Genomic DNA, 21,475 nt, shown 5'->3' with positions numbered 1-21,475 from the left:
GTGAGTCGAAGTCTCATCGTGATCGAGCTCGTATCCGGCCACCGGCTTGCCGGCCGCCCGGGCTCACCCGGGATTCAGGGCCGGGCAGGAACGGGTTCGAAATCGATCTTCTCCCGGACCGCGCAGTCCGGACAGCACCAGTCGTCGGGCACCGCGGACCACGGCGTGCCCGGTGGGAAGCCCTCGCGCGGAGCCCCCTCGGCTTCGTCGTAGAAGTACTCACACACGGGACAGCGATACACGCTCATTCCGACACTCCAGCCCTGGCGGCCCCGTATTGCGCGAGCACTCTGCGCCGGACGGGCGGGTGGATATTGGCGCGGGTGATATCGCCGTCGTAGTGCGCCAGGACGCGTTTGTCCATCACCCGCCGCCACAGCGCCGGTATGTAGGCGAGCACGATCATGCCGCCATATCCGGCGGGTAACGCCGGAGCCTGCTCGCAACTACGCAGCGCTTGGTAGCGGCGGGTCGGGAAGGCATGGTGATCGCTGTGCCGCTGCAGGTGGTAGAGGAAGATATTCGTCACCAGATGGTCGCTGTTCCAGCTGTGCGTGGGCGCGGGACGTTCGTACCGCCCGGACGGAGTGCGCTGCCGGGCCAGCCCGTAGTGCTCCATATAGTTCACCGCCTCCAGTAGACCGATACCGATTACCGCCTGCAGAAGCAGGTACGGCAGCAGTTCCAGGCCGAATACCGCGACGAGCGCCCCGAACAGCACGACGGTCAGCAGCCAGGCGCTGAGCACATCGTTGCGCAGGCTCCACGGGCCGCTGCCCAGCCGCCGCAAGCGGGTGCGCTCCAGCCCCCAGGCCGACCGCAAGCCGCCCCGGACCGACCGCGGGTAGAAGGCCCAGATACTCTCCCCCATCCGGGCGCTGGCCGGATCCTCGGGGGTGGCGACCCGCACGTGGTGACCACGGTTGTGCTCGATGTAGAAGTGGCCGTACGCGGTCTGGGCGAGCGCGACCCTGGCCAGCCGTCGCTCCAGTCCCACCTTCTTGTGTCCGAGTTCATGGGCGGTATTTATCCCCACCCCGCCGATAATCCCCAGCGTGACGGCCAATCCGATCTTGTCGACCAGTTGGAGACCGCCGTCGATCACGGGCAGACTCACCTCGTCCGCGGTGATCAGGAAACAGGCAGCGACCAGCGTTGCGTACTGACACGGGAGATAGAGGTAGGTGAGGTACCGGTAGTACTTGTCGTTCTCCAATGCCGCCAGCACTTCGTCGGGTGGATTGGAACCGTCCGGCCCGATCATCAGATCGGCGAGCGGGACGACGACGTACAGCATGATCGGGCCGAGCCAGAAGGCGATGTGGATGAGACCGGGCCACCCGAGGGCATCGAGCGCCCAGACCAGCGGCAGACCGATGGTGAAGAGTCCGGTCGGCGCGAGCAGGCCCCACAGCCACAGGTAGCGCTTGGGATCCCGCCACGATTCGGGCGCTGTGGGTCTATCGGACTCGTCAGACATCACTGACTCACTTCTAGTAGGGCCCGGCAGGCATCGCTGCTCACTTCCGCAAACCGGCGCGCTCAGGTGCGCGCCCACACTCTTCACGACGGTAAACGTGCGACGGTCCCGACACGGATACGTTTATGAGTTCGGTAAAGAAGAGATACGCGTTGACGCATACGTTATGCGCCCACCGGACCCGGCCGCGACAGTACCCGTTGCCCGACCGCGAGCGGCCGGGCAACGCGGCCGTCAGCGGATCAGGACATCGGCATCGGCGGGCAGCGCGTCCACCGCCCACCACCGGAGATCGGTGGATTCCGCGCTGCGCACGGGTACCGCACCCGGTGGCGCGGTGATCCGGAACAACAGATCCAGATGACGCGTGGGCTGCCCGAGCGAACAGGTGATCGGATGCGCCTGGGCACCGTAGAGTTCCGGCTCCAACCGCAGATCCGCGATACCCGACTCCTCCGTGGCCTCGCGCAGCGCGGCCGCGGCCACCGTCTCGTCGGTGGCCTCGCAGTGCCCGCCGAGCTGGATCCACCTCCCGACCCGCGGGTGCAGGGTGAGCAGTACCTCGCGACGGTCGTACGAGAACACAACCGCCGAGGCGGTGATATGACCGGGGGCGTGCTCGCGCAGACAGCCGAGCGGAGCCGAACCCAGGAACGCCAGCATCGCCTCACGCAACGAGGCCTCGGCGCCGGTATCCGGTTTCCACCCGGTCAGCAGTTCGGTCGCCGAGGCATGCAGCGATTCCGCGCTCACAGTTCCACCAGACCCGCGGCCGGATCGCGCGGTGCACGCGGTGTCAGTTCCTCGACCGGATGGCCGACCGCTATGGCCCCCAACGGATTCCAGTCGCCGTCGAGACCCAATACCTCCCGGGTGATCTCCGGCGCGAAGATCGTCGAACCGATCCAGCAACTTCCGAGACCCTCCGTCGCCAAGGCGACCAGCAGTCCCTGAACCGCGGCGCCGACAGCAACCGTGAACATGGTCCGTTCCGCGGCCCGGCGCCGATCGTCCGGATAATCGTGGGCCCCGTCCGGCACACAGCACGGGATGATCACCTCCGGGGCGTCGAACAGGATGCGACCACGGCCCACCCGCCGCTCCACCCGCTCGGGGTCCATACCGTCGGCGGTGAGATCGGCCCGCCATTGATCGGCCATCGCCGTGAGCAACCGTTCGCGGCGCGCTCGATCCCGCACCCAGACGAAACGAACCGGCCGGGTGTGGTGCGGCGCGGGTGCGGTCAGCGCCACCGCCGTCGCCGCCCGGATCCGTTCCGGATCGACCGGGTCCGGGGCGAAGCTCCGTACCGAACGCCGTAGCAGCAGTGCTTCCTCGCGACCCCGCTGCAGCGCCTCGGCCGTGCCGAGCCAGAACAGGTCGTCGGTTCCCGCGCGAACCAGATCGGCTGCGGTGGAACCGTTGTCGGAGAGCGCCAGACCGCGCACCACCGCGATGGGAACGCCGCCCAGTTTGCCCTTCACCAGATCGGCGGCGGCGGCCAGTTCGTCCGCGATGGCCACCTCGGTGACCTGCAGTTCGTTACCCTGCCCGTCCACGGCACCCGAATAATCGTGCAGTACCCGCAATCCCGCGGAGCCGATCGCGATATCGGTCTGGCCGTTGCGCCAGGCGCGGCCCATGGTGTCTGTGATCACCACCGCCGTATTCACACCGAGCCGGGTCGCCAGAGCCGAGCGCAGGCCCTTGGCGCTGCCGTCGGGATCGGCTGGGAGCAGGACCAGTTCGTCACGCTCGACATTGGAGCCGTCCACCCCGGACGCGGCCTGCACGATACCGAGCCGGTTCTCGGTGATCAGCGTGCGACCACGGCGGGCCACGATACGAACCGATTCCTGTTCGACCAGCCGCCGGCGCGCGGCATCGCGCTGCTCCGGATCCGTCGGTGCCGCCACGATCCGCCCCTCGGCCTTGGCGACGATCTTGCTGGTGACCACGAGAACGTCCCCGTCCGCCAGCCATGGAGCGCACGCGGCGATATGTTCGGCGAGGTCGTCGCCGGGCCGGAATTCCGGTAATCCGGTAACGGGGAATATCTGCAATTGCGCGGCGGCATGATCGGTAATTACCTCGGGAAACGACTCCGTCACGGCTTCACTCCTGCCAGATCGAGGGCGGCGCGCACCATTTCGGCCGTCGTGGGCGGGTCTGTCATCAACAGGGGGACGCTGCGCACCTCGACGCCGGGCACCTCGGCGGAGTCGGTGGTGTGGATCAGCCAGCCGTCGAGAATGCCGGTGGCCGAACGGGATCCGTAGTGCCGGCCGACCGCCTCGGCGGTGGTCTCCACACCGATCACCGACAGACATTCGTCGGCCATCCCGCGCAAGGGCTTTCCATCGATAACCGGCGATACCCCGATGACAGGCGCCGCGGTGGTACGCAATGCACCCCGAATTCCGGGCACTGCCAGGATCGATCCCACGCTGACGACCGGGTTCGAGGGAGCCAGTAATACAACATCTGCATTAGCTATGAGTTCGGTCACATTTGGCGCCGGTTTGGCGTCATCCGCCCCGATTGTGGCGAATCCGTGAGTTCGAACGTCGGCACGATAGCGAACCCACCACTCCTGAAAATGGATCGCGCGACGTTCGCTGGGACTGTCCGGATCGCTGATAACAACATGCGTTTCGCAGCGATCGTCGGTTGCCGGGACAAGTTCGACGCCCGGTTGCCACCGATTGCACAGCGCCTCGGTAACCGCCGAGAGGGGATAGCCGGCGCGCAACATTTCCGTGCGAACCAGGTGCGTTGCGATATCCCGATCCCCCAGCCCGAACCAGTCCGGCTGGGCATGATATTTCGCCAACTCTTCCTTGGCGTGCCAGGTTTCTCCCAGCCGGCCCCAGCCGCGTTCCGGGTCGATTCCGCCACCGAGCGTATACATGCAGGTATCGAGGTCGGGACAAATTCTCAGCCCGTGCATCCAGACGTCGTCGCCCACATTGACGATGGCCGAAACCTTCGCTTCGGGCAGCAGCTCCCGTACGCCCAGCAGGAACCGCGCGCCACCGACTCCGCCGACCAGGACGGCGATACGGGGACCATTGGCGGGCCCCAAGTCCGCTTGTTGTGAAGTCACATCTGTACACCCTATGCCGCGTAGGAAATAGTGCGTCTTCCGCTATATTTGCCGCTCATTTGCTATTCGGGTCACAAGATCGACTCGGAATGCCGCGCGGGATAGTAACGGAATAGTGACGGTGGCTTGACCATCACACCTGGCGGCGTGTCTAATCACAGACATGTCATTCCGGACCGCGCGGGAAGTACAAGGCGCGAACGGAAATTCGAACAGATGTTCGAGTTCTTATGACGGGCTCGGGGAAGTCCGCGAGACAACATCGCGGAGTTAGGCCGTCGATATGCGTGTGGATCGACGGAAAGAATTCATTCTGCGCTAACACACAGTGAGGAGGCGGAGCGATGGCCGAAGAACTGGCCCCGGCCGGCATTCCGGTGGGTGTATCGCGAACCGATTCCACAGCAGGCGCAGCACGAAGCGTCGCTGCTGACAACGGCTGGACCGATCACGATCGGAGTGAGCGAGAATCGACGCCCCGGCTCAGCCTGATCGTGACCGGTTTCGACGAAATGTTCGACTCCATCGAAGAACAGTGGCAGGAACGCGCACTGTGCGCGGAAACCGACCCGGAGGCCTTCTTCCCGGAGAAGGGCGGATCCACCCGCGAGGCCAAACGCATCTGCATGGGATGCGAGGTCCGCGACGAATGCCTGGAATACGCGCTCGCGCACGATGAGCGCTTCGGAATCTGGGGCGGCCTGTCGGAGCGGGAGCGCCGGCGCCTCAAGCGCGGTATCGGCTGACGACACCGCTCGCGTCGGTGCGCCCCGGAGCAGGTAGCCGGGGCGGGCCGTCACGATCGGTTCTCGGTGACTAACGTTCGAGGGCATGGCACGTTCCCGCAATCGCATACCCCCGACCGCCCGGTCGGTCAGTCGCCGGGGCCGCGGCGTGCGCGGGCCCATGCTGCCGCCCACCGTCCCGGCGTGGCGCACCCGTGGCCAGAAGTTCGACCGGCTCGTCCTCGAGGCATTCGCGCCCCTGGACACCCGCTGGCACGATCGCCTCACCAAACTGGATATCGCCGTCGACGATGTCCCGAAAATTCGCCCCCTGCACCCGGATTCGGTCACCTGGCCGGACGAGGTCGTCGCCGACGGCCCGGTCCCGCTGTCCCGGCTCATCCCGGCCGGCGTCGACCGCCACGGCACCCCCATCCGCGCCCGTGTCGTCCTCTTCCGCAAACCTCTCGAACTACGAGCCGGAGACCCGGAAGATCTGGTGGACCTGCTCCGCGAGGTACTGGTGCAGCAAATCGCGACCTACCTCGGCGTCGACCCCGACGTAATCGACCCCGAACCCGAGTAACCGGTTTCTATCCCACGACCACTCCTCAACTTTTGCGGGTGGGGCCCGCCCGGTTCTGGAGCGCCCAGAGCGAAGGAGCGCAGCGACTGAGCGCCGGGAGTGAAGAACCGGGCTACCCGGGGCCCCACCCTCGAGCCGCGGAGCGGCTCCAAAATTACAGCCCGCCCCTTCACGGACGGTCTACGCCGACAGTGCGGTTATCTTCACGAATGGTCTACGCCGAGAGCGCGGGAATTGTCTTCACGGATGATCCACCTCGAGAGCAGGGCCAGATGGTCCACGTCGAGAGCGGCGTCAAGTCGAGAGCAGGATCAATACGGCCCCGACCCCGCGCCGCCGAAGACAGCGCAATACATACAGCGGTATTAATCACACCCCGACGCGCCGGGCACAACCGGATCCATGAGCGTGTCTGCCACCCCCGCGCCCGCTCGGCGGGTTACTCTCGTCGACGTGATCTCCATGCGTCGTTGCTGCCGACCAGGCTGCAAGAATCCGGCCGTCGCGACGCTCACCTATGTTTACTCGGACTCGACCGCGGTGGTGGGTCCGCTGGCGACGGTAGCCGAACCCCACTCCTGGGATCTCTGCGGAACTCACGCCTCTCGGATCACGGCCCCCAAAGGCTGGGATATGGTCCGGCACGAAGGCGGTTTCGCCACCAGCCCGGATGACGACGACCTCACGGCGCTGGCCGAAGCGGTCCGCGAAGCGGGTCTTCGGCGCCGTCCACCGGAACCGGAGCAGCGTGGGTATCGCGAGCACAATCCGCCCCCACGGCCCACCCGCACCGGCCGGCGTGGGCATTTGCGGGTTCTTCCGGATCCGCCCAGCTGAAACCGGTCTTCCTGTGAGCTGACCCCTTCCTGTGTTTCCGGTGCGGTGGGGTGTGCGTCGCGGTGATTGCGGCGTTGGGTCTGGGAGGGGCAGGACCGTGGGGTGAGAAGCGGGGTAAGGCGCTGTGCAGGTGACAAGCGGGGTAGGGCCAGCTCACGAAGGTGAGAAGCTGAGCAGTCCGTGAAGGTTCTGTGTTTTTTGGCGCCGCCTGCGGCGTCGCGGGGTTCGGGGCCCCCTTGGTCTCGTTCTTCACTCCCGGCGCTCAGTCGCTGCGCTCCTTCGCTCTGGTCGCTCCAGAACGAGACGGGCCCCGAACCACCAACGCTGACCGACCGCATGCGGGGAAACGGGGCGGGGTCGCATGTGGGCAGACGGGCGGTAGGGGATCAAACGCGCCGGCGACGGCGAGTTCGGCTGTTCGGCGAGGGGCCGGGTGAGCGTGGGACTAGGTGAGCGTGGGCTTGCGGGGAAGTGCGCTGGGCGCGATGGGTTCGGCAACGGCGCCGGTTCGACTACCTCGCTCGGGCTGTGTTTTCGGCGCGCCTTCGGCGACGCGGGTCTGGCCTCTATTGGGTCCTGTTTTCAGCTCTCGGGACTTGCGGCGGCGGCGCATGCGCTTGCGGAGTACTGAAAGCAGGGTCAGCCAGGGCCTCATAGAACTCGGCGCCGCCACTGGGCACGTTCAATCGAAGTGATAGAACGCCGAGGGCCTCACCAGACTCGGCACCACCGGCTGTATACAAACTCCCGCATGTCAACCTTTCCGGGCGGGGCCCGCCCGGTTCTGGAGCGACCAGAGGAAGGGAGCGCAGCGACCGACCGGCGGGAGTGAAGAACCGGGTTAACAGGGCCCCGCCCTCGAGCCGCGGAGCGGCTCCAAAATTACAGCCCGCCCCTTAACGAATGGTCAACGTCAAGAACAGGGCTAGTGGGTCAACCCCCGCAAGCAGGACCAGATGGTCAGCGTTGAAAGCAGGGTTGATAGCCCCCCGCCCCCACACCACCGGAGGCGGCGCCATTGACACAGCCCTGCGGCGCCCGGGGTGGCGCCAAAAGATTAGGGTAGGGCTATGACAGTCGCCCGCTCTGCCGAGTCTGTGAACGCGGTGATCAAGGCCTACGACATCCGCGGCGTGGTCGGAGACCAACTCGATGCCGATTTCGTCCGGGACACCGGATCGGCGTTCGCCCGGCTCATGCGGGCCGAAGGTGCGGGGCGCATCGTGATCGGTCACGATATGCGGGCCTCGTCGCCGCAGTTGGTGGGCGCTTTCGCCGAAGGCGTGCTGGCGCAGGGGTTGGACGTGGTGCAGATCGGGCTGGCCTCTACCGATCAGCTGTACTTCGCCTCGGGGAAACTCGACTGCCCCGGTGCGATGTTCACCGCCAGTCACAATCCCGCACGCTACAACGGCATCAAGCTGTGCCGGCCACGCGCGTTGCCGGTCGGTCAGGACACCGGCCTCTCGGTTATCGCCGAGGAGCTCGTCGCGGGTGTACCGGGCTACGACGGGCAATCCGGTAGGTCCACGGATCTCGACCTGCTCGCCGACTATGCGGCGTTCCTGCATGAGCTGGTGGACCTGGACGATATCCGGCCGTTGACCGTGGCAGTCGATGCCGGCAACGGGATGGGCGGGCATACCGTTCCCGCTGTGCTCGGGGCATTGACGCAGGTGAAGATCGTGCCGCTGTATTTCGAACTGGACGGCTCGTTCCCCAACCATGAGGCGAATCCGCTCGATCCGGCGAATCTGGTGGATCTACAGAAATTGGTGCGCGAGTCCGGTGCCGATATCGGGCTCGCTTTCGACGGTGACGCCGACCGCTGCTTCGTCGTGGACGAACAGGGCGAGCCGGTATCGCCTTCGGCTATCACCGCCCTGGTGGCCGAGCGCGAGCTCGCCGCGGAACCCGGTGCCACGATCATTCACAACCTGATCACCTCGCAGTCGGTGCCGGATCTGGTGACCGAACTGGGCGGCAAGCCGGTGCGGTCCCGGGTCGGGCATTCGTTCATCAAACAGCTGATGGCCAGTACCGGCGCGGTGTTCGGCGGGGAACATTCCGCGCACTACTACTTCCGGGATTTCTGGGGCGCTGATTCCGGGATGCTGGCCGCGCTGCACGTCCTGGCCGCCCTGGGTGAGAAAGATCGTCCCGTCTCCGAGCTGATGGGCTCCTACACGAGATACTCGGCGTCAGGTGAGATCAACTCGACCGTCTCCGATGCCGGCGAGCGCACCGACGCGGTGCTCGACGCGTTCACCGGACGCGCGGTCGCTGTCGACCGGCTCGACGGTGTCACGGTGCAGCTGCCCGGCAATGCCTGGTTCAACCTGCGCGCCTCCAATACCGAACCGCTACTACGCCTCAACGTCGAAGCCCGGACATCGGAGGAAGTAGACGCACTCGTGACCGAGATTCTGCGCATCGTCCGCGCCTGACTGGAATAGTGGAATTACACACCGTGGATTCGCCCGTTCCAGGCTCGGTGTCCTCGACCGGGGCAGTGGCGGCGACCGATAACAGCGCGATGAGGGGAGGTGCCACGCCCGATGATCGCTGATACCCCGGTACTCGATCTGGACGATGCCGCAATGCTCGAGGCCGCCGATACCGGCGGCGCCCTCCGTTCCGCCGCATCCGGTGGCGCCCAGGTGCGCGCGACCGCGGCGGCCGTGGCCGAGAACGCTCTCGCCCGGCTGAGCGGTCTGCGCCCACGCAGCCTGCTACTCGTTTCCGGCCCGGGCCGGGCCAGCCGGGCAGCCGGTCTGCTGGTGGCCGCCCTCGGCGACCGGGCGGGGTTGCCCCTGGTCCCGGTCACCACGGTGCCGTCCTGGGCCGGCCCCCTGGATGTGGTGCTGGTAAGCGGTGACGATGCCGGCGACCCCCGGCTGATCGACGCGGTGGACCGGGCCGTGCGCCGCGGCGCGGAGGTGGTCGTGGCGGCACCGAACGAGGGTCCGCTGCGCGCGGTGGCGGCCGGGCGGGCCGCTCTCCTGGAACCGCGTGTCCCGGTGCTGGACGACAACCGGTTGTTGCGCTACCTCGGGGTCGGGATCGCGGTGCTGCGGACGATCGATCCCGGCCGTGGCGCGACCGAATTACCCGATCTCACCGAACTGGCCGATGTGCTCGACACCGAGGCCCTGCGGGACGGACCGCAGCACGAGGTGTTCCACAACCCGGCCAAGAACCTGGCCGCCCGCACTCAGCAGCGCGGACTGATACTCACCGGTGATACGGCCGCGACCACCGAGCTGGCGGTCCATGCCGCAGAGGTTCTCCTGCAGTCCGCGGGACGTACCGCCACCGCGGTGGACCTGGCCGTCGCGGTAGCCGCGCTACCGCAGCTCGTCGACTCCGCGACCGCCGCCGCGCCGGACTACGATCCGCTGTTCCACGATGAGCAGCTCGACGGTCCTCCCCCGGTCGAGAAGAAGCGGGTCTTCCTGTGCAGCACCGATTCCGATATACCCGCCGCCCGGCGCAAGCTCGCCCTGTTCGGCGGCGCGGGCGGCGGAACGGTTGACGCCGACCTGGTCACGGCGGATATCGAGACCGTTCCGGCGGATCCGTCCCGCGCCGCGTCGACCGAACCGGAGCCGGAGCCGGCCACTCGGGCGGGCGCGGAACTGGAACGTCTCGCGGTGCTGGCGTTGCGCTGGGAAATGACTGCCGCCTATCTGCGGCTCATCGGTGGCCGAACGGTCGCAGCGAACCCGGACGGTTACGACGGGGGACACTACTAGTGCACGAACTCGTGGGCGCGCTGCGCTCATACGCCTGGGGTTCGCGCACCGCGCTGGCCGAACTCTGCGGCCGCCCGGTCCCTTCCGCCCACCCGGAAGCAGAGCTCTGGTTCGGCGCACATCCCGCGGACCCCGCCTATATCCATACCGATGGCGGGAAACACTCGCTGCTCGAGGTTATCTCGGCCCAGCCCGGCCGGGAACTCGGTGTGGCCGCGGCGCGATTCGACGACCGTTTGCCGTTCCTGCTGAAAATCCTGGCCGCCGAGGAGCCGCTTTCGCTACAGGCGCACCCGAGCGCGGAACAGGCGGCAGCGGGTTTCGCCCGGGAGAACCGCAAGGGTGTGCCGTTCGATTCGCCCATGCGAAACTACCGTGACGACAGTCACAAACCCGAACTGGTTGTCGCCCTGGAACGATTCGAGGCGCTGGCCGGTTTCCGTGACCCGCTGCGCACGGTGCAATTGTTCCGCGCGCTGGATGTCGCCGAACTGGGCAATTACACGGAGCTGCTTGCCGCGCAGCCGGATTCCGACGGCCTTCGAACCCTGTTCACCAGCTGGATCACGCTACCGCCGACGGTGCTGGACACGGTGCTACCGGCTGTATTGGACGGCTGCGTGCGCTACCTGTCGAACTCCGAACGAGAATTCGCGGCCGTCGCACAGACCACACTGGAACTCGCCGAAGCCTACCCGGGTGACGCGGGCGTCCTGGCGGCGCTGCTGCTGAACCGGATCACTCTGCAAGCCGGCCAGGGCCTGTTCCTGGCCGCCGGGAACCTGCACGCCTATCTGCGTGGCGTGGCGGTGGAAATCATGGCGAATTCGGACAATGTGCTGCGCGGCGGGCTCACACCCAAACACGTGGACGTACCGGAACTGCTGAAGGTCCTGGATTTCGAACCGATCGATCTCCCGCTGGTTCTACCGCAACCGGCCGGCGACGGCTCTGTGCGCTACCCGACCCCCGCACCGGAATTCGCTTTGCGCCGCTTCGACCTCACCGCGGGTTCTGCGCTGGTACCGCTCACGGACGCCGGCCCGGGCATCGTCCTGTGCACGGCCGGCGCGGCACGCCTCCTGGACGGGTCTTCGGAGGTGGACCTGCACCGCGGCACCGCGGCCTGGATCTCGGCCACCGACACGGATATCCGCGCCCGGGCAGCGGACGGCCCGGCGACACTCTTCTGCGCCTGTGTGGGCGGGTAGGCGTAGATACTTCCGGCGCGCTGGGTCCCCGGGGTGCGGGGCTGGGCCGGATAACGAAGGCACGCGAGGTGTTTTCGACGCTCACAGGGTTTGACCCACGTCTACTGCTATCTCGAGGCGACCTGTCACATTCGCTGATCGGCGCGCGAAAATCACACCCTTTAGAATGCGGTAGCCCTACTCGGGTCCCGAGCCTGCCGCGCGTTCTCGAGAGACCCTTCCGTATGGTCGACATCCGTGGTTCGGGGCCCGTCTCGTTCTGGAGCGACCAGAGGAAGGGAGCGCAGCGACCGACCGGCGGGAGTGAAGAACGAGACCAAGGGGGGCCCCGAACCCCGCGCCGCCGGAGGCGGCGCCGAAGACACAGCGCCGGAGGCGGCGCCAGAGACACAGAGGGCGGCAGATGTCGGCTGGTGGAAGTAAGAAGGCGATCCTTGCCGCGTTATCGGCGAATGCCGGGATCGCGGCGGCGAAGTTCGTGGGTGCGGGTATCACCGGCTCGGCCTCGATGCTCGCCGAGGGCGTGCACTCGGTCGCCGATACCGCGAACCAGGGGTTGCTGCTGTTCGGGCAGAATCGCGCCGAGCAGGAAGCCGACGAACTGCATCCGTTCGGGTACGGGCGCAGCCGCTACTTCTATTCGTTCGTGGTGGCGCTGGTGTTGTTCACCCTGGGGTCCGTGTACGCCCTCTACGAAGGCGTTCACAAGGTTCAGCATCCCGAGGAGCTCACCTCCCCGATCGTGGCCATCGTGATCCTGGTGATCGCCATCGGGTTGGAGAGCTACAGTTTCCTGACCGCGTTCCGGGAATCCAAGCCGCTCAAGGGCGAGGCGAACTGGTGGCAGTTCATCCGGAACTCGCGGAGCCCGGAACTGCCGGTGGTGCTGCTGGAGGATACCGGTGCGCTGATCGGGCTCGTCCTGGCGCTCGGCGGTGTCGGGCTCACCATGCTGACCGGAGATCCGGTCTGGGACGGCGTCGGAACGCTCGCCATCGGTGCCCTGCTCGGCGTTATCGCGATCATCCTGATCATCGAGATGCACAGTCTGCTGATCGGTGAGGGCGCGACGGCGGACGAGGATCGCGCCATCCGTGCGAATGTCACCGACGGCACCACCATCGACCGCCTCATCCATATGAAAACCCAGTACATCGGGCCCGAAGAGTTGCTGGTGGCGGCCAAGGTCGCGGTGGTTCCGGGCCTGGATATCGCGCAGATCGCGGCGGGTATCGACGAGGCGGAGAGCCGCATCCGGGCCGCCGTGCCGACGGCTCGGGTCATCTACCTGGAACCGGACCTGTACCGGGAGTCCGCGGACAAGGTTTAACCGCCCGGGGTGGTGCCGGGTGCGGGGGCGGCCAGATCGTACGGATCGGTGCGGTCGCCGAAGACCGTACGCAGCGCGTGCGCCGCGGCGTACGTACCGGCCATTCCGTGGACCCCGCCGCCCGGCGGTGTCGCCGACGAGCACAGATAGACGCCGGGAAGTCCCGTGGTGTACGGATTCCAGCGGGGCACCGGGCGAAAGACCGTCTGCATCAGGGTCATCGCACCGGCCCCGATATCCCCGCCCACGTAATTCGCGTTGTACGCGGGCATCTCGGCGGCCGTACGGACGTGTTTCGCGAGGATGAGATCGCGGAATCCGGGAGCGAAACGCTCGATCTGGCCGATCATCAGATCGCTGATATCGCGTTCGGAACCGTGCGGAACATGCCCGTAGGCGTACAGGGTGTGCTGCCCCGCCGGGGCGCGCGTGGGATCGACGACACCCGGCTGGATGACCAGTGTGTAGGGACGGTCGGTGTGTACTCCCGCCGCGACCGCGTGTTCGGCGGCGACGGCCTCGGCGCGGCTGCCGACCAGGTGCAGGGTTCCCGCTTCGGCACACCCGGCAGCCTGCCACGGCACCGGACCGGAAAGCGCGAAATCGACTTTGCAGGCACCCCCGCCGTAACGGACCTTTTCCAGCCGGCGACGGTAACCGGCCGGGAGACTGTCGCCCGCGATACGCACGAGTTCGGCCGGGGAGGTATCGCACAGGATCGCCCGGGCCCCGCCGAGTTCGGCCAGCGAGTCCACGCGGTGCCCGGTGATCACTCGCCCGCCGCGCCGGCGCAGTTCCGCGGCGAGCGCGTCCACGATCGCCTGACTACCACCGCGCGGCACCGGCCAGCCGCCGACATGCCCCAGCGTGGCCAGCAGCAACCCGGCTCCGACCGCGGGGAGGGCCCGCGGCTGAGTGATGACATGGGTGGCGACACCGGTGAACAACGCCGGTGCTATCTGCCCCGTAAAGCGACGGTTCCACAACGGTGACCCTTGCTCCAGCAGTCGCAGACCGAACCGGACCGCCGCCGGGGACACCGGAACATGCCGCATATCGGACATGGCGGTATCCACCACCGCGGGCCAATCGCGCACCAGCGGCGCGAACAACCCGCGCCACGCTTTACCGTCACGCCCCAATCCGTCCACAGTCCGATCCAGATCCCGCCACGCCACCCCCGCGACACCCGAATCGAGCGGGTGGGCGTAGGAAGCTTCCGGGGTGAGCAGTTCCACCCCGTGCGCGGCCAGGTCGAACGCACGGAAGAACGGGGAAGCGAAGGCCATCGGATGCGCGCCCGCACAGATATCGTGCCGGAACCCCGGCAGTGTCACCTCCGAGGTGCGGCACCCGCCCCCCAGCGTCTCCCCGGCCTCGTACACCTCGACCTCGAGCCCCGCCCTCGCCAGCACCACCGCCGCCGCGAGCCCGTTGGGCCCAGATCCGATTACCGCAACATCACCCACATCCCCAGCCTATTGGAGATGCTGTATCCCTCGTCGTGTTCGCCCGGTCACGCCCCCGACCACAGGGGGCAACCGCCTCGCTCAACCCGCGGGTTGGTGGCTGCGCACGCGCGGCCCGGTGTGCGCCGGTAGATGCGAATAACCGTGCAACGTGAACAGCGGGCGGCGCGTGGGCTCAGTAGTGAGTCGCAGCTCGGGGAAAGTTTCCATGAGCGCACGCAATGCGTAGGTGGCTTCCATACGGGCCAGCCCCGCACCGAGGCACACATGGATTCCGCTGCTGAAGCCCAGATGGTTCTTGGCGTTATCCCGGGTGATATCGAAACGGGCCGGTTCGGGGAATACCGCGGGATCACGGTTCGCACCCGCCAGAGAGAGCGCCACCGTGGCACCTTTGCGCAGCCGGTGTCCCGCGATCTCGATATCGGTACGAGCGGTGCGGGCAGTCGTCTGCACCGGCGGGTCGATTCGCAGGATCTCCTCGACCGCGTTCGGCCAGAGGTCCGGTTCCGCGCGTAACCGGTCCAGCTGATCCGGGTGGTTCAGCAGCCAGATGATGCCCTTGCCGATGAGATTGACCGTCGTCTCGAAACCCGCGCCCATCAGCAGAGTGGCCGACGCGCACAGTTCGTCGGTGGACAGCTCCCCCTTGGTGACCAGGCTGCTGAGGATATCGTCGCCCGGTTCGGCGCGGAGTCGATCGATATGGTCCAGCAGGTACCGGTGGACCCGCTCGGAGGACTCCATCGCCCGGCTGTGCACCCGCCAGGAGATACCGAGGTCGAGAAGTGGGCTGATGTCGTCGCCCCAGCGCAGGAACATATCGCGATCGGCGTCCGGGAATCCGAGCATCTCGGAGATGATGGCGATCGGCACCTGGGCCGCGAACTGGGTCACCAGATCGGCGGGCCCGTTATCGGGCAGGGCGGTGAGCAGTTCGTCGGTGACCGTGGTGACCCGGTCCCGCAGCCGGCCGACAGCGCGCGGCGTGAAAGCCGCGGCAACGGGCTTACGCATCCGGGTGTGTTCCGGTTGGTCGATCATCAACATGGACGGCGGGTCCACTGGATTGGGCGGGACCGGCCACCGCTCCAGCATCCGCCGCGCCTTGTCCGGGAGGCGCAGCACAATGGGCATACCGACACCGAAGTTGTTGTCCCGCAGAATTTCCCGGCACAGGTCGTGGTCGAATGTGACCCATAAGGGCGCCGACCGATGCAATCCTCCGGCGCCGCGCATCTCCTCGATCAACGCATAAGGGTTCTCGATACCTTCCGGCCCCCCGTTGAGACGGGCGAACAGATCCCCTCGGCGCAACTTCACCTGCTTGGCCGCTCGGATCAGTCCGTGATCGTTGACCCACCGGTACACATACTGCGGTTTCATCCGGCCCCTCCGTCGTTGCTCCGTCGCATCTCTGTACGACGCTACGTACGGCGCGGGCGCGGCGGAACCTGCCGGAGTCGGATTTCGGCACCTACCGTGGTAGTAGGCCGGGCCGGTCAGAGGATCTGGGTGACCCGCTCGGTATCGACGCGCCGATCCCGCAGCGCCGGATCGGGATCGGCCACCTGCACCAGCGAGGCGCCCGCGGCGAGCACCGCGAGGTAGCGGTCGATCAGCTCCTCGGCGGTATCCCAGCTACCGCTCGACAACACCCGATCGGTTTCCGAGAAACCTTGCCGGGCCGCCGATTTCCGTGCCGCCGTGAGAACCTCCCGCACCGGCATACTGTCCAGTGCGGCACCCGCCCCGCCGGGCAGGAAATGGTCACCGTGCACCCGGACAGCCGTCGCGTAATCGGTGACGCCGATCGGCAGATCGCGCACCGGCGCGCCCATCGGGTCCAGGGACAGTGCCGCGACCTCGGGGGCGTCCTCGGTTTCGGCGAGCCTGTCGGCGGCGGCGAATACGAGTTCCGCGTCGGGGTCCGGCCGCAGGACCACCTCGGTTCCGGCCCACCAGCAGCCGAGCAGTACGGCCGCGGTCTGCCAGTGCGCGGGCAGCAGTACCGCCACCCGGGCGCCGGGGGTCAGCCCGAATTCGTCGCGGATGAGGTTCGCGGTTTTGGCGGCCCAGTTCGCCAGGGTCAGGCCGGACAGCTCGATACGGGCGCCGGTCGCATCGTCGTACCAGGTGATCCGAGGCGCGGCCGGTTCGCGTTCCAGAATCGGATCGAGCACCGCTTCGGGGAGGGTCGTGGCCTGATCTACGTCACGCATTGTCTGCTTTCTGCGTTCGATCCACACAGGGGTTCAGTTCACACAGTTGGGTCCGTTTTCGGCCGCCGCGATGGGCGGGGCGGGCGGCACCGGGGTGGCCGATGTCGACGATCCGCCGAAATCGATAACGTCCTCGCTACCGGATCCGGGGCCAGCGTAGTCGCTCGCCAGCACCACGCTCACCGTCCCCTCCGCGACCGAAGGGTCCGAGACGACCGGGAGACCGCCGAGCGATACGGCGACCGCCGCAGCCCCGGGATCCGAGCTCGACGCGGCGAGCACCTGACTTTCCGATACCTGCCCGTCGGAATAGTTACCCACATCGCCCTGGACATAACCGAGTGCCGTGAGTTCCTGCGATACCGTTCCGGCCAGGCCGGAGACCGGACTGGAGTTGTAGACGTTCACCTGCACCGTTCCCGAGTCGATATCCGGCGGCGCGGCGGTCGTGCTCGGTTCGGTACCGGAGCTGTGTTCCTCGCCGACCAGTCCGGCGACGTAATCTTGTACCTCGCCGGGTTCGACCCGGACCACCGACTCCCCGTCGGAGGTGGTGCCGTTGAGGTCGGCGACCGGGATCGTTTCGAAGGTGACCTTCCCGGCGGTGAGATCCTGGAGCTGGTTCAGGAATGCCAGAAGATCCCAGCCCTCGTCGAGCACGATGGTGCGGCCGACCGCATCGCTCAGTTCGCGGAGCCGGGTCGGATTGCTGAGGGTATCGGCGCTGATCACCTGGTGTACGAGCTGGGCCATGAACACCTGCTGACGGACGATCCGGTCCAGATCACCGCGTTCAAGGTTGTGCCGTTGCCGGACGAAACTCAAGGCTTGCGGCCCGTCCAGTTTCTGGCGGCCGCCCGGGAAATACGCACCCGACAGCGGTTCGTCGACCGGGTGTCGCAGGCATACGTCCACTCCGCCGACCGCATCGGTGAGTAGCACGAACCCCAGGAGGCTGACCTCGGCGTAGTGATCGACGGTGATCCCGGTGAGTCCGGCGACGGATTCGATCAGCGCCTGCCGACCGCGCTGGGTGGATTGCTCCTCGGCCGCCTCCGCCGTGGCACCGTCGGCGAGCATATCGTCCTGCACGGACTGTTTCGTGATCCCGTACGCAGAGTTGATCTTGCCCTTACCCATGTCCGGGATATCGACGTAGGCGTCACGGGGAATCGATATCGCGGTGGCCGAGCTGCCGTCGTTGGGCACCCGCACCAGCACGATGGTGTCGGTGTTGGTGCCGATCTCGTCACCCGCGTGCAGCATCGCGCGTTCGGCGTCGCTGAGCGGATTGCCCTTGGCGTCGGTACGCGAATCCACCCCGACGAGCAGGATGTCCACCGCGCCGTCGCGGTGCCCGCCCAGGCCCAGATCGCTGATCCGCTCGATATTCGATACCAGCGAATCCACGCCCCGCCAGGCGAATCCGGTACCCACCAGCACAATCAGAGCAACCGACGCGACGAACACCCGCACCGGACTCCACAACGTCGGCTCCCCACGCTGTGCCACCTTTGAACTTCCTCTCCCCGTACGGATCGGTCGAGGACCCCGATCTACTTCGCGTATGCCGTCGAAACACCTTCCGCACCACGCAGGCTAACCAACGGCAGCCCGGGTGACACCCATTCGGCAATTCGACGGCGTGCCAGACTGGGCCGGTGAACGACGTCGCACCGCCCGGAACCGATCTCACCGCCCGGCTCGTGGTCACCGGGGCCGGCGGCCAAGTCGGCCGGGAGCTGCTCCGGCTGGTTCCCGCCGCCCGCGCCTATCCACGATCCCTGCTCGATATCACCGATCCGGCAGCCGTGAAATCGATCCTGCGGCCGGGCGATATCGTCGTCAATTGTGCCGCCTTCACCGCAGTCGACAGAGCGGAATCGGAACCCGAGGCGGCATTCGAGGGGAACGCGACCGGCCCGGCCGTCCTGGCCGCAGCCTGTACCCGGGCAGGCGCCCGCCTCATCCATCTCTCCACCGACTACGTGTTTCCCGGAACCGGGAGCACACCGTACGAACCCGGCGACCCGACCGGCCCCGCCACCGTCTACGGCCGCTCCAAACTCGCCGGAGAACATGCCGTGCGCGAGAACTGCGCGGACGCCCGGATCGTCCGGACAGCCTGGGTGTACCGCGGTACGGACGGCGATTTCGTCGCCACCATGCGGCGGTTGGAGCGCGAACGCGACACCGTGAACGTCGTCGACGACCAGATCGGTTCGCCCACCTACGCCGCCGACCTCGCCGCGGGTCTGCTCGAACTCGCATACCGGCCCGATACCCCCGCGGTGCTGCACGCCACGAATTCGGGACGGGCTAGCTGGTTCGATCTGGCGCGCGCGGTATTCGCCGGTATCGGCGCCGACCCCGAACGCGTACGCCCGTGCACCTCCGCGGAATTCCCCCGGCCCGCGGCCCGGCCCGCCTTCTCCGTACTCTCCGGCGCCACCTGGCGCAACGCCGGCCTGACACCGCTGCGCCCGTGGGAATCCGCGCTGACCGAGGCACTGGCCGGGGGCGCCCGTTAAGGTGGGGCGCTGTGAACGCTTCCGATACCCCCGGTCATCCCCATGATCGGCCGCGCCTGGCCGTGGTCACGGTCACGTACTCGCCCGGCGAACATCTCGAGCATTTCATCAGCACCCTCAACACCGCGACCGCGGAGAAGCCACAGGTCATCCTGGCCGATAACGGTTCGACCGACGGCGTCCCGGAACTGGTCGCCGAAGCCAACGCCCATGTGCGTTTCCTATCGACCGGCGGGAACATCGGCTACGGCGGTGCCATCAACCGCGCCGTCGCCGAACTGGACCCCGACCTCGAATATGTGATGATCGCCAACCCGGATATCCGCTGGGGCAACGACTCCATCGACATCATGCTCGAAGCCGCCGAACGCTGGCCCCGCGCGGGCGCGGTCGGTCCGATGGTCCGGGAACCGGACGGCAGCGTCTACCCCTCCGCCCGGTCGGTGCCCGGCCTGCTCGACGGCGCCGGGCACGCGATACTCGGGGCGATCTGGAAGAGCAACCCGTGGACCCGCCGCTACCGGCAGGAGAACGAGGAGATATCCGAACGCGCCGTCGGCTGGCTGTCCGGGTCGTGCCTGCTGGTCCGCCGCGAAGCGTTCGACTCCATCGAAGGCTTCGACTCCCGCTACTTCATGTACATGGAGGACGTCGACTTCGGCGACCGGATGGGCAGGGCCGGCTGGCACAACGTTTTCGTACCGGACGCGGAGGTCACCCACGCCAAAGGGCACGCCGCCGGACGCAACCCGGAGAAGATGCTGCCCGCCCACCACGCCAGCGCCTACCGATTCCAGGCCGACCGGCATCCGCACTGGTGGCAGGCCCCGCTGCGGCTGGCGCTACGTGCCGGACTTGCGATCCGCTGCCGCATTGCGGTTCGATCCGCACTGCGTGCACGGCAGCAACAGCAGGCCGGCTAGCCGGTAGCGGGAACAGCCCGCCCCGCTGGCCGGACCGGCGCCGTGCCGGGTCGGTGGACGGATGGGAACAAGGGAGATCATGGCATCACAAGCAGGCGCGGACGCGGTCATCCTGGTCGGCGGTAAGGGCACCCGGCTGCGGCCGCTGACCCTGTCGGCGCCCAAACCGATGCTGCCCACCGCGGGGGTGCCGTTCCTGACCCATCTGCTGTCCCGGATCGCGGCGGCCGGTATCACCCGCGTGATACTCGGGACCTCGTACAAGGCCGAGGTCTTCGAGGAGCATTTCGGCGACGGCGCCGATCTCGGCCTGCAGATCGAATACGTCACCGAAACCGAGCCGCTGGGCACCGGCGGCGGAATCCGCAATGTGCTGCCCCGGCTCACCGCGGACAACGTGATGGTGTTCAACGGCGATGTCCTCGGCGGCACCGATCTGCGGGCCATCCTGGAAACCCACGAGAAGAACGAAGCCGACGTCACCCTGCACCTGGTACGGGTGAGCGACCCGCGCGCCTTCGGTTGTGTGCCGACCGACGCCGACGGCCGGGTCACCGCCTTCCTGGAGAAGACCCAGGACCCACCGACCGACCAGATCAACGCCGGATGCTACGTATTCCGGCGCGAATACATCGAGAAGATTCCCGCCGGGCGACCGGTCTCGGTGGAACGCGAGGTGTTTCCGGCACTGCTCACCGAGGGCGCCCGGGTGCAGGGCCACGTGGACACCTCGTACTGGCGGGATATGGGGACCCCGGAGGATTTCGTGCGCGGCTCGGCCGACCTGGTACGCGGTATCGCCCCGTCCCCGGTGCTCCCCGGTCAGCACGGTGAATCCCTCGTCCACGAGGGCGCCGGGATAGCACCCGGAGCCCTGCTCATCGGCGGTACGGTCGTCGGCCGCGGCGCCGAGGTCGGCGCCGGCGCCCGCCTCGACGGCGCGATCCTGTTCGACGGCGCCAAGGTGGAGGCGGGCGCCACGGTAGAACGCTCGATCATCGGCTTCGGCGCCCGCATCGGCCCCCGCGCCCTGGTCCGCGACGGCGTCATCGGCGACGGCGCCAGCGTCGGCGCCCGCTGCGAACTCCTCCGCGGCGCCCGCGTCTGGCCCGGCGTCGATATCCCCGACGGCGGTATCCGCTTCTCCACAGATGTCTGATGACGCTGCGTTCGGCGTGCCTTACCCCCAGTCTGTCCACATGCATCCCCACCCCCGTTTCCCGCATGCGGCCGGTCCGCGTTGGTGGTTCGGGGCCCGTCTCGTTCTGGAGCGACCAGAGCGAAGGAGCGCAGCGACTGA

Annotated in this window: 19 protein-coding genes; 10 read left to right on the top strand and 9 right to left on the bottom strand. The window is 67.3% G+C overall.

Annotated features, from left to right (window positions below; all coding sequences use genetic code 11):
• Nucleotides 1-74: 74 nt before the first annotated feature.
• The 5 genes from ABZ827_RS23680 to cofD form a co-directional block, all read right to left on the bottom strand.
• Entirely contained in the window at nt 75-248 is a 174-nt protein-coding gene (locus ABZ827_RS23680) for a rubredoxin (RefSeq protein ID WP_357240441.1), read from the bottom strand.
• Nucleotides 245-1,480 carry an alkane 1-monooxygenase gene (locus tag ABZ827_RS23675; protein WP_357240438.1) on the bottom strand — a complete coding sequence of 412 codons (1,236 nt, stop codon included), beginning with the start codon at nt 1,478-1,480 and terminating at the stop codon, nt 245-247. Before ABZ827_RS23675 ends, ABZ827_RS23680 begins: the two co-directional genes overlap by 4 nt.
• A gap of 234 nt (nt 1,481-1,714) precedes the next feature.
• On the bottom strand, nt 1,715-2,233 hold the full coding sequence (locus ABZ827_RS23670; protein WP_357240435.1) for an NUDIX domain-containing protein: 519 nt from the start codon (nt 2,231-2,233) through the stop codon (nt 1,715-1,717).
• Nucleotides 2,230-3,591 carry a coenzyme F420-0:L-glutamate ligase gene (locus tag ABZ827_RS23665; protein ID WP_357240432.1) on the bottom strand — a complete coding sequence of 454 codons (1,362 nt, stop codon included), beginning with the start codon at nt 3,589-3,591 and terminating at the stop codon, nt 2,230-2,232. Before ABZ827_RS23665 ends, ABZ827_RS23670 begins: the two co-directional genes overlap by 4 nt.
• Complete coding sequence (gene cofD, locus ABZ827_RS23660; RefSeq protein WP_357240699.1) at nt 3,588-4,565, bottom strand: 2-phospho-L-lactate transferase; 978 nt, start codon at nt 4,563-4,565, stop codon at nt 3,588-3,590. The genes ABZ827_RS23665 and cofD overlap by 4 nt, the downstream gene beginning before the upstream one ends.
• 533 nt (nt 4,566-5,098) lie before the next feature.
• Here cofD and ABZ827_RS23655 point away from each other — a divergent pair.
• From ABZ827_RS23655 to ABZ827_RS23625, 7 genes are all read left to right on the top strand, one after another.
• Nucleotides 5,099-5,332 (top strand): WhiB family transcriptional regulator, encoded by a 234-nt coding sequence (locus tag ABZ827_RS23655; RefSeq protein WP_033243613.1) that lies wholly within the window; start codon nt 5,099-5,101, stop codon nt 5,330-5,332.
• Nucleotides 5,333-5,417: 85 nt separating this feature from the next.
• Nucleotides 5,418-5,897 (top strand): metallopeptidase family protein, encoded by a 480-nt coding sequence (locus ABZ827_RS23650; RefSeq protein ID WP_357240429.1) that lies wholly within the window; start codon nt 5,418-5,420, stop codon nt 5,895-5,897.
• A gap of 453 nt (nt 5,898-6,350) precedes the next feature.
• Nucleotides 6,351-6,734: a DUF3499 domain-containing protein gene (locus tag ABZ827_RS23645; protein ID WP_357240696.1), complete on the top strand. Its 384-nt coding sequence runs from the start codon at nt 6,351-6,353 to the stop codon at nt 6,732-6,734.
• Between the two features lie 1,070 nt (nt 6,735-7,804).
• On the top strand, nt 7,805-9,181 hold the full coding sequence (locus ABZ827_RS23640) for a phosphomannomutase/phosphoglucomutase (RefSeq protein ID WP_357240427.1): 1,377 nt from the start codon (nt 7,805-7,807) through the stop codon (nt 9,179-9,181).
• 111 nt (nt 9,182-9,292) lie between these two features.
• Nucleotides 9,293-10,489: a tobH protein gene (locus tag ABZ827_RS23635; RefSeq protein WP_357240424.1), complete on the top strand. Its 1,197-nt coding sequence runs from the start codon at nt 9,293-9,295 to the stop codon at nt 10,487-10,489.
• Entirely contained in the window at nt 10,489-11,700 is a 1,212-nt protein-coding gene (gene manA, locus ABZ827_RS23630) for a mannose-6-phosphate isomerase, class I (RefSeq protein WP_357240421.1), read from the top strand. Before ABZ827_RS23635 ends, manA begins: the two co-directional genes overlap by 1 nt.
• A gap of 403 nt (nt 11,701-12,103) precedes the next feature.
• Nucleotides 12,104-13,030: a cation diffusion facilitator family transporter gene (locus ABZ827_RS23625; RefSeq protein WP_357240418.1), complete on the top strand. Its 927-nt coding sequence runs from the start codon at nt 12,104-12,106 to the stop codon at nt 13,028-13,030.
• Here the strand turns inward: ABZ827_RS23625 and ABZ827_RS23620 are convergent.
• The 4 genes from ABZ827_RS23620 to ABZ827_RS23605 all read right to left on the bottom strand — a co-directional run bounded on the left by ABZ827_RS23620 (nt 13,027) and on the right by ABZ827_RS23605 (nt 18,233).
• A complete protein-coding gene (locus ABZ827_RS23620; protein WP_357240415.1) occupies nt 13,027-14,499 on the bottom strand; it encodes an NAD(P)/FAD-dependent oxidoreductase in 1,473 nt (490 codons plus the stop codon). The genes ABZ827_RS23625 and ABZ827_RS23620 overlap by 4 nt on opposite strands.
• A gap of 81 nt (nt 14,500-14,580) precedes the next feature.
• Nucleotides 14,581-15,885 carry a cytochrome P450 gene (locus tag ABZ827_RS23615; RefSeq protein WP_357240412.1) on the bottom strand — a complete coding sequence of 435 codons (1,305 nt, stop codon included), beginning with the start codon at nt 15,883-15,885 and terminating at the stop codon, nt 14,581-14,583.
• Nucleotides 15,886-16,001: 116 nt separating this feature from the next.
• Nucleotides 16,002-16,721 carry a TIGR03089 family protein gene (locus ABZ827_RS23610; protein ID WP_357240409.1) on the bottom strand — a complete coding sequence of 240 codons (720 nt, stop codon included), beginning with the start codon at nt 16,719-16,721 and terminating at the stop codon, nt 16,002-16,004.
• A 33-nt stretch (nt 16,722-16,754) separates the two neighbouring features.
• A complete protein-coding gene (locus ABZ827_RS23605; RefSeq protein WP_357240406.1) occupies nt 16,755-18,233 on the bottom strand; it encodes an LCP family protein in 1,479 nt (492 codons plus the stop codon).
• Between the two features lie 149 nt (nt 18,234-18,382).
• Between ABZ827_RS23605 and rfbD the strand changes: the two genes are divergently transcribed.
• From rfbD to ABZ827_RS23590, 3 genes are all read left to right on the top strand, one after another.
• On the top strand, nt 18,383-19,252 hold the full coding sequence (gene rfbD / locus ABZ827_RS23600) for a dTDP-4-dehydrorhamnose reductase (RefSeq protein ID WP_357240403.1): 870 nt from the start codon (nt 18,383-18,385) through the stop codon (nt 19,250-19,252).
• 11 nt (nt 19,253-19,263) lie between these two features.
• Nucleotides 19,264-20,175 carry a glycosyltransferase family 2 protein gene (locus ABZ827_RS23595; protein WP_357240400.1) on the top strand — a complete coding sequence of 304 codons (912 nt, stop codon included), beginning with the start codon at nt 19,264-19,266 and terminating at the stop codon, nt 20,173-20,175.
• 79 nt (nt 20,176-20,254) lie between these two features.
• Complete coding sequence (locus tag ABZ827_RS23590; RefSeq protein ID WP_357240397.1) at nt 20,255-21,334, top strand: NDP-sugar synthase; 1,080 nt, start codon at nt 20,255-20,257, stop codon at nt 21,332-21,334.
• The last annotated feature ends 141 nt before the right edge of the window (nt 21,335-21,475 follow it).

Origin of the sequence: Nocardia sp. NPDC019395 (assembly GCF_040632335.1) — a bacterium.
GTDB lineage: Bacteria > Actinomycetota > Actinomycetes > Mycobacteriales > Mycobacteriaceae > Nocardia.
This window is presented reverse-complemented; position numbering and strand designations above follow the sequence as displayed.

What these genes read in the sequence shown, in the direction of transcription:
- ABZ827_RS23635 (WP_357240424.1), top strand. Translation starts at nt 9,293, where the DNA reads ATGATCGCTGATACCCCGGTACTCGATCTGGACGATGCCGCAATGCTC.
- ABZ827_RS23625 (WP_357240418.1), top strand. Translation starts at nt 12,104, where the DNA reads ATGTCGGCTGGTGGAAGTAAGAAGGCGATCCTTGCCGCGTTATCGGCG.
- ABZ827_RS23650 (WP_357240429.1), top strand. Translation starts at nt 5,418, where the DNA reads ATGGCACGTTCCCGCAATCGCATACCCCCGACCGCCCGGTCGGTCAGT.
- ABZ827_RS23675 (WP_357240438.1), bottom strand. Translation starts at nt 1,480, where the DNA reads ATGTCTGACGAGTCCGATAGACCCACAGCGCCCGAATCGTGGCGGGAT.
- ABZ827_RS23615 (WP_357240412.1), bottom strand. Translation starts at nt 15,885, where the DNA reads ATGAAACCGCAGTATGTGTACCGGTGGGTCAACGATCACGGACTGATC.
- ABZ827_RS23610 (WP_357240409.1), bottom strand. Translation starts at nt 16,721, where the DNA reads ATGCGTGACGTAGATCAGGCCACGACCCTCCCCGAAGCGGTGCTCGAT.
- ABZ827_RS23655 (WP_033243613.1), top strand. Translation starts at nt 5,099, where the DNA reads ATGTTCGACTCCATCGAAGAACAGTGGCAGGAACGCGCACTGTGCGCG.
- ABZ827_RS23680 (WP_357240441.1), bottom strand. Translation starts at nt 248, where the DNA reads ATGAGCGTGTATCGCTGTCCCGTGTGTGAGTACTTCTACGACGAAGCC.
- ABZ827_RS23590 (WP_357240397.1), top strand. Translation starts at nt 20,255, where the DNA reads ATGGCATCACAAGCAGGCGCGGACGCGGTCATCCTGGTCGGCGGTAAG.
- ABZ827_RS23640 (WP_357240427.1), top strand. Translation starts at nt 7,805, where the DNA reads ATGACAGTCGCCCGCTCTGCCGAGTCTGTGAACGCGGTGATCAAGGCC.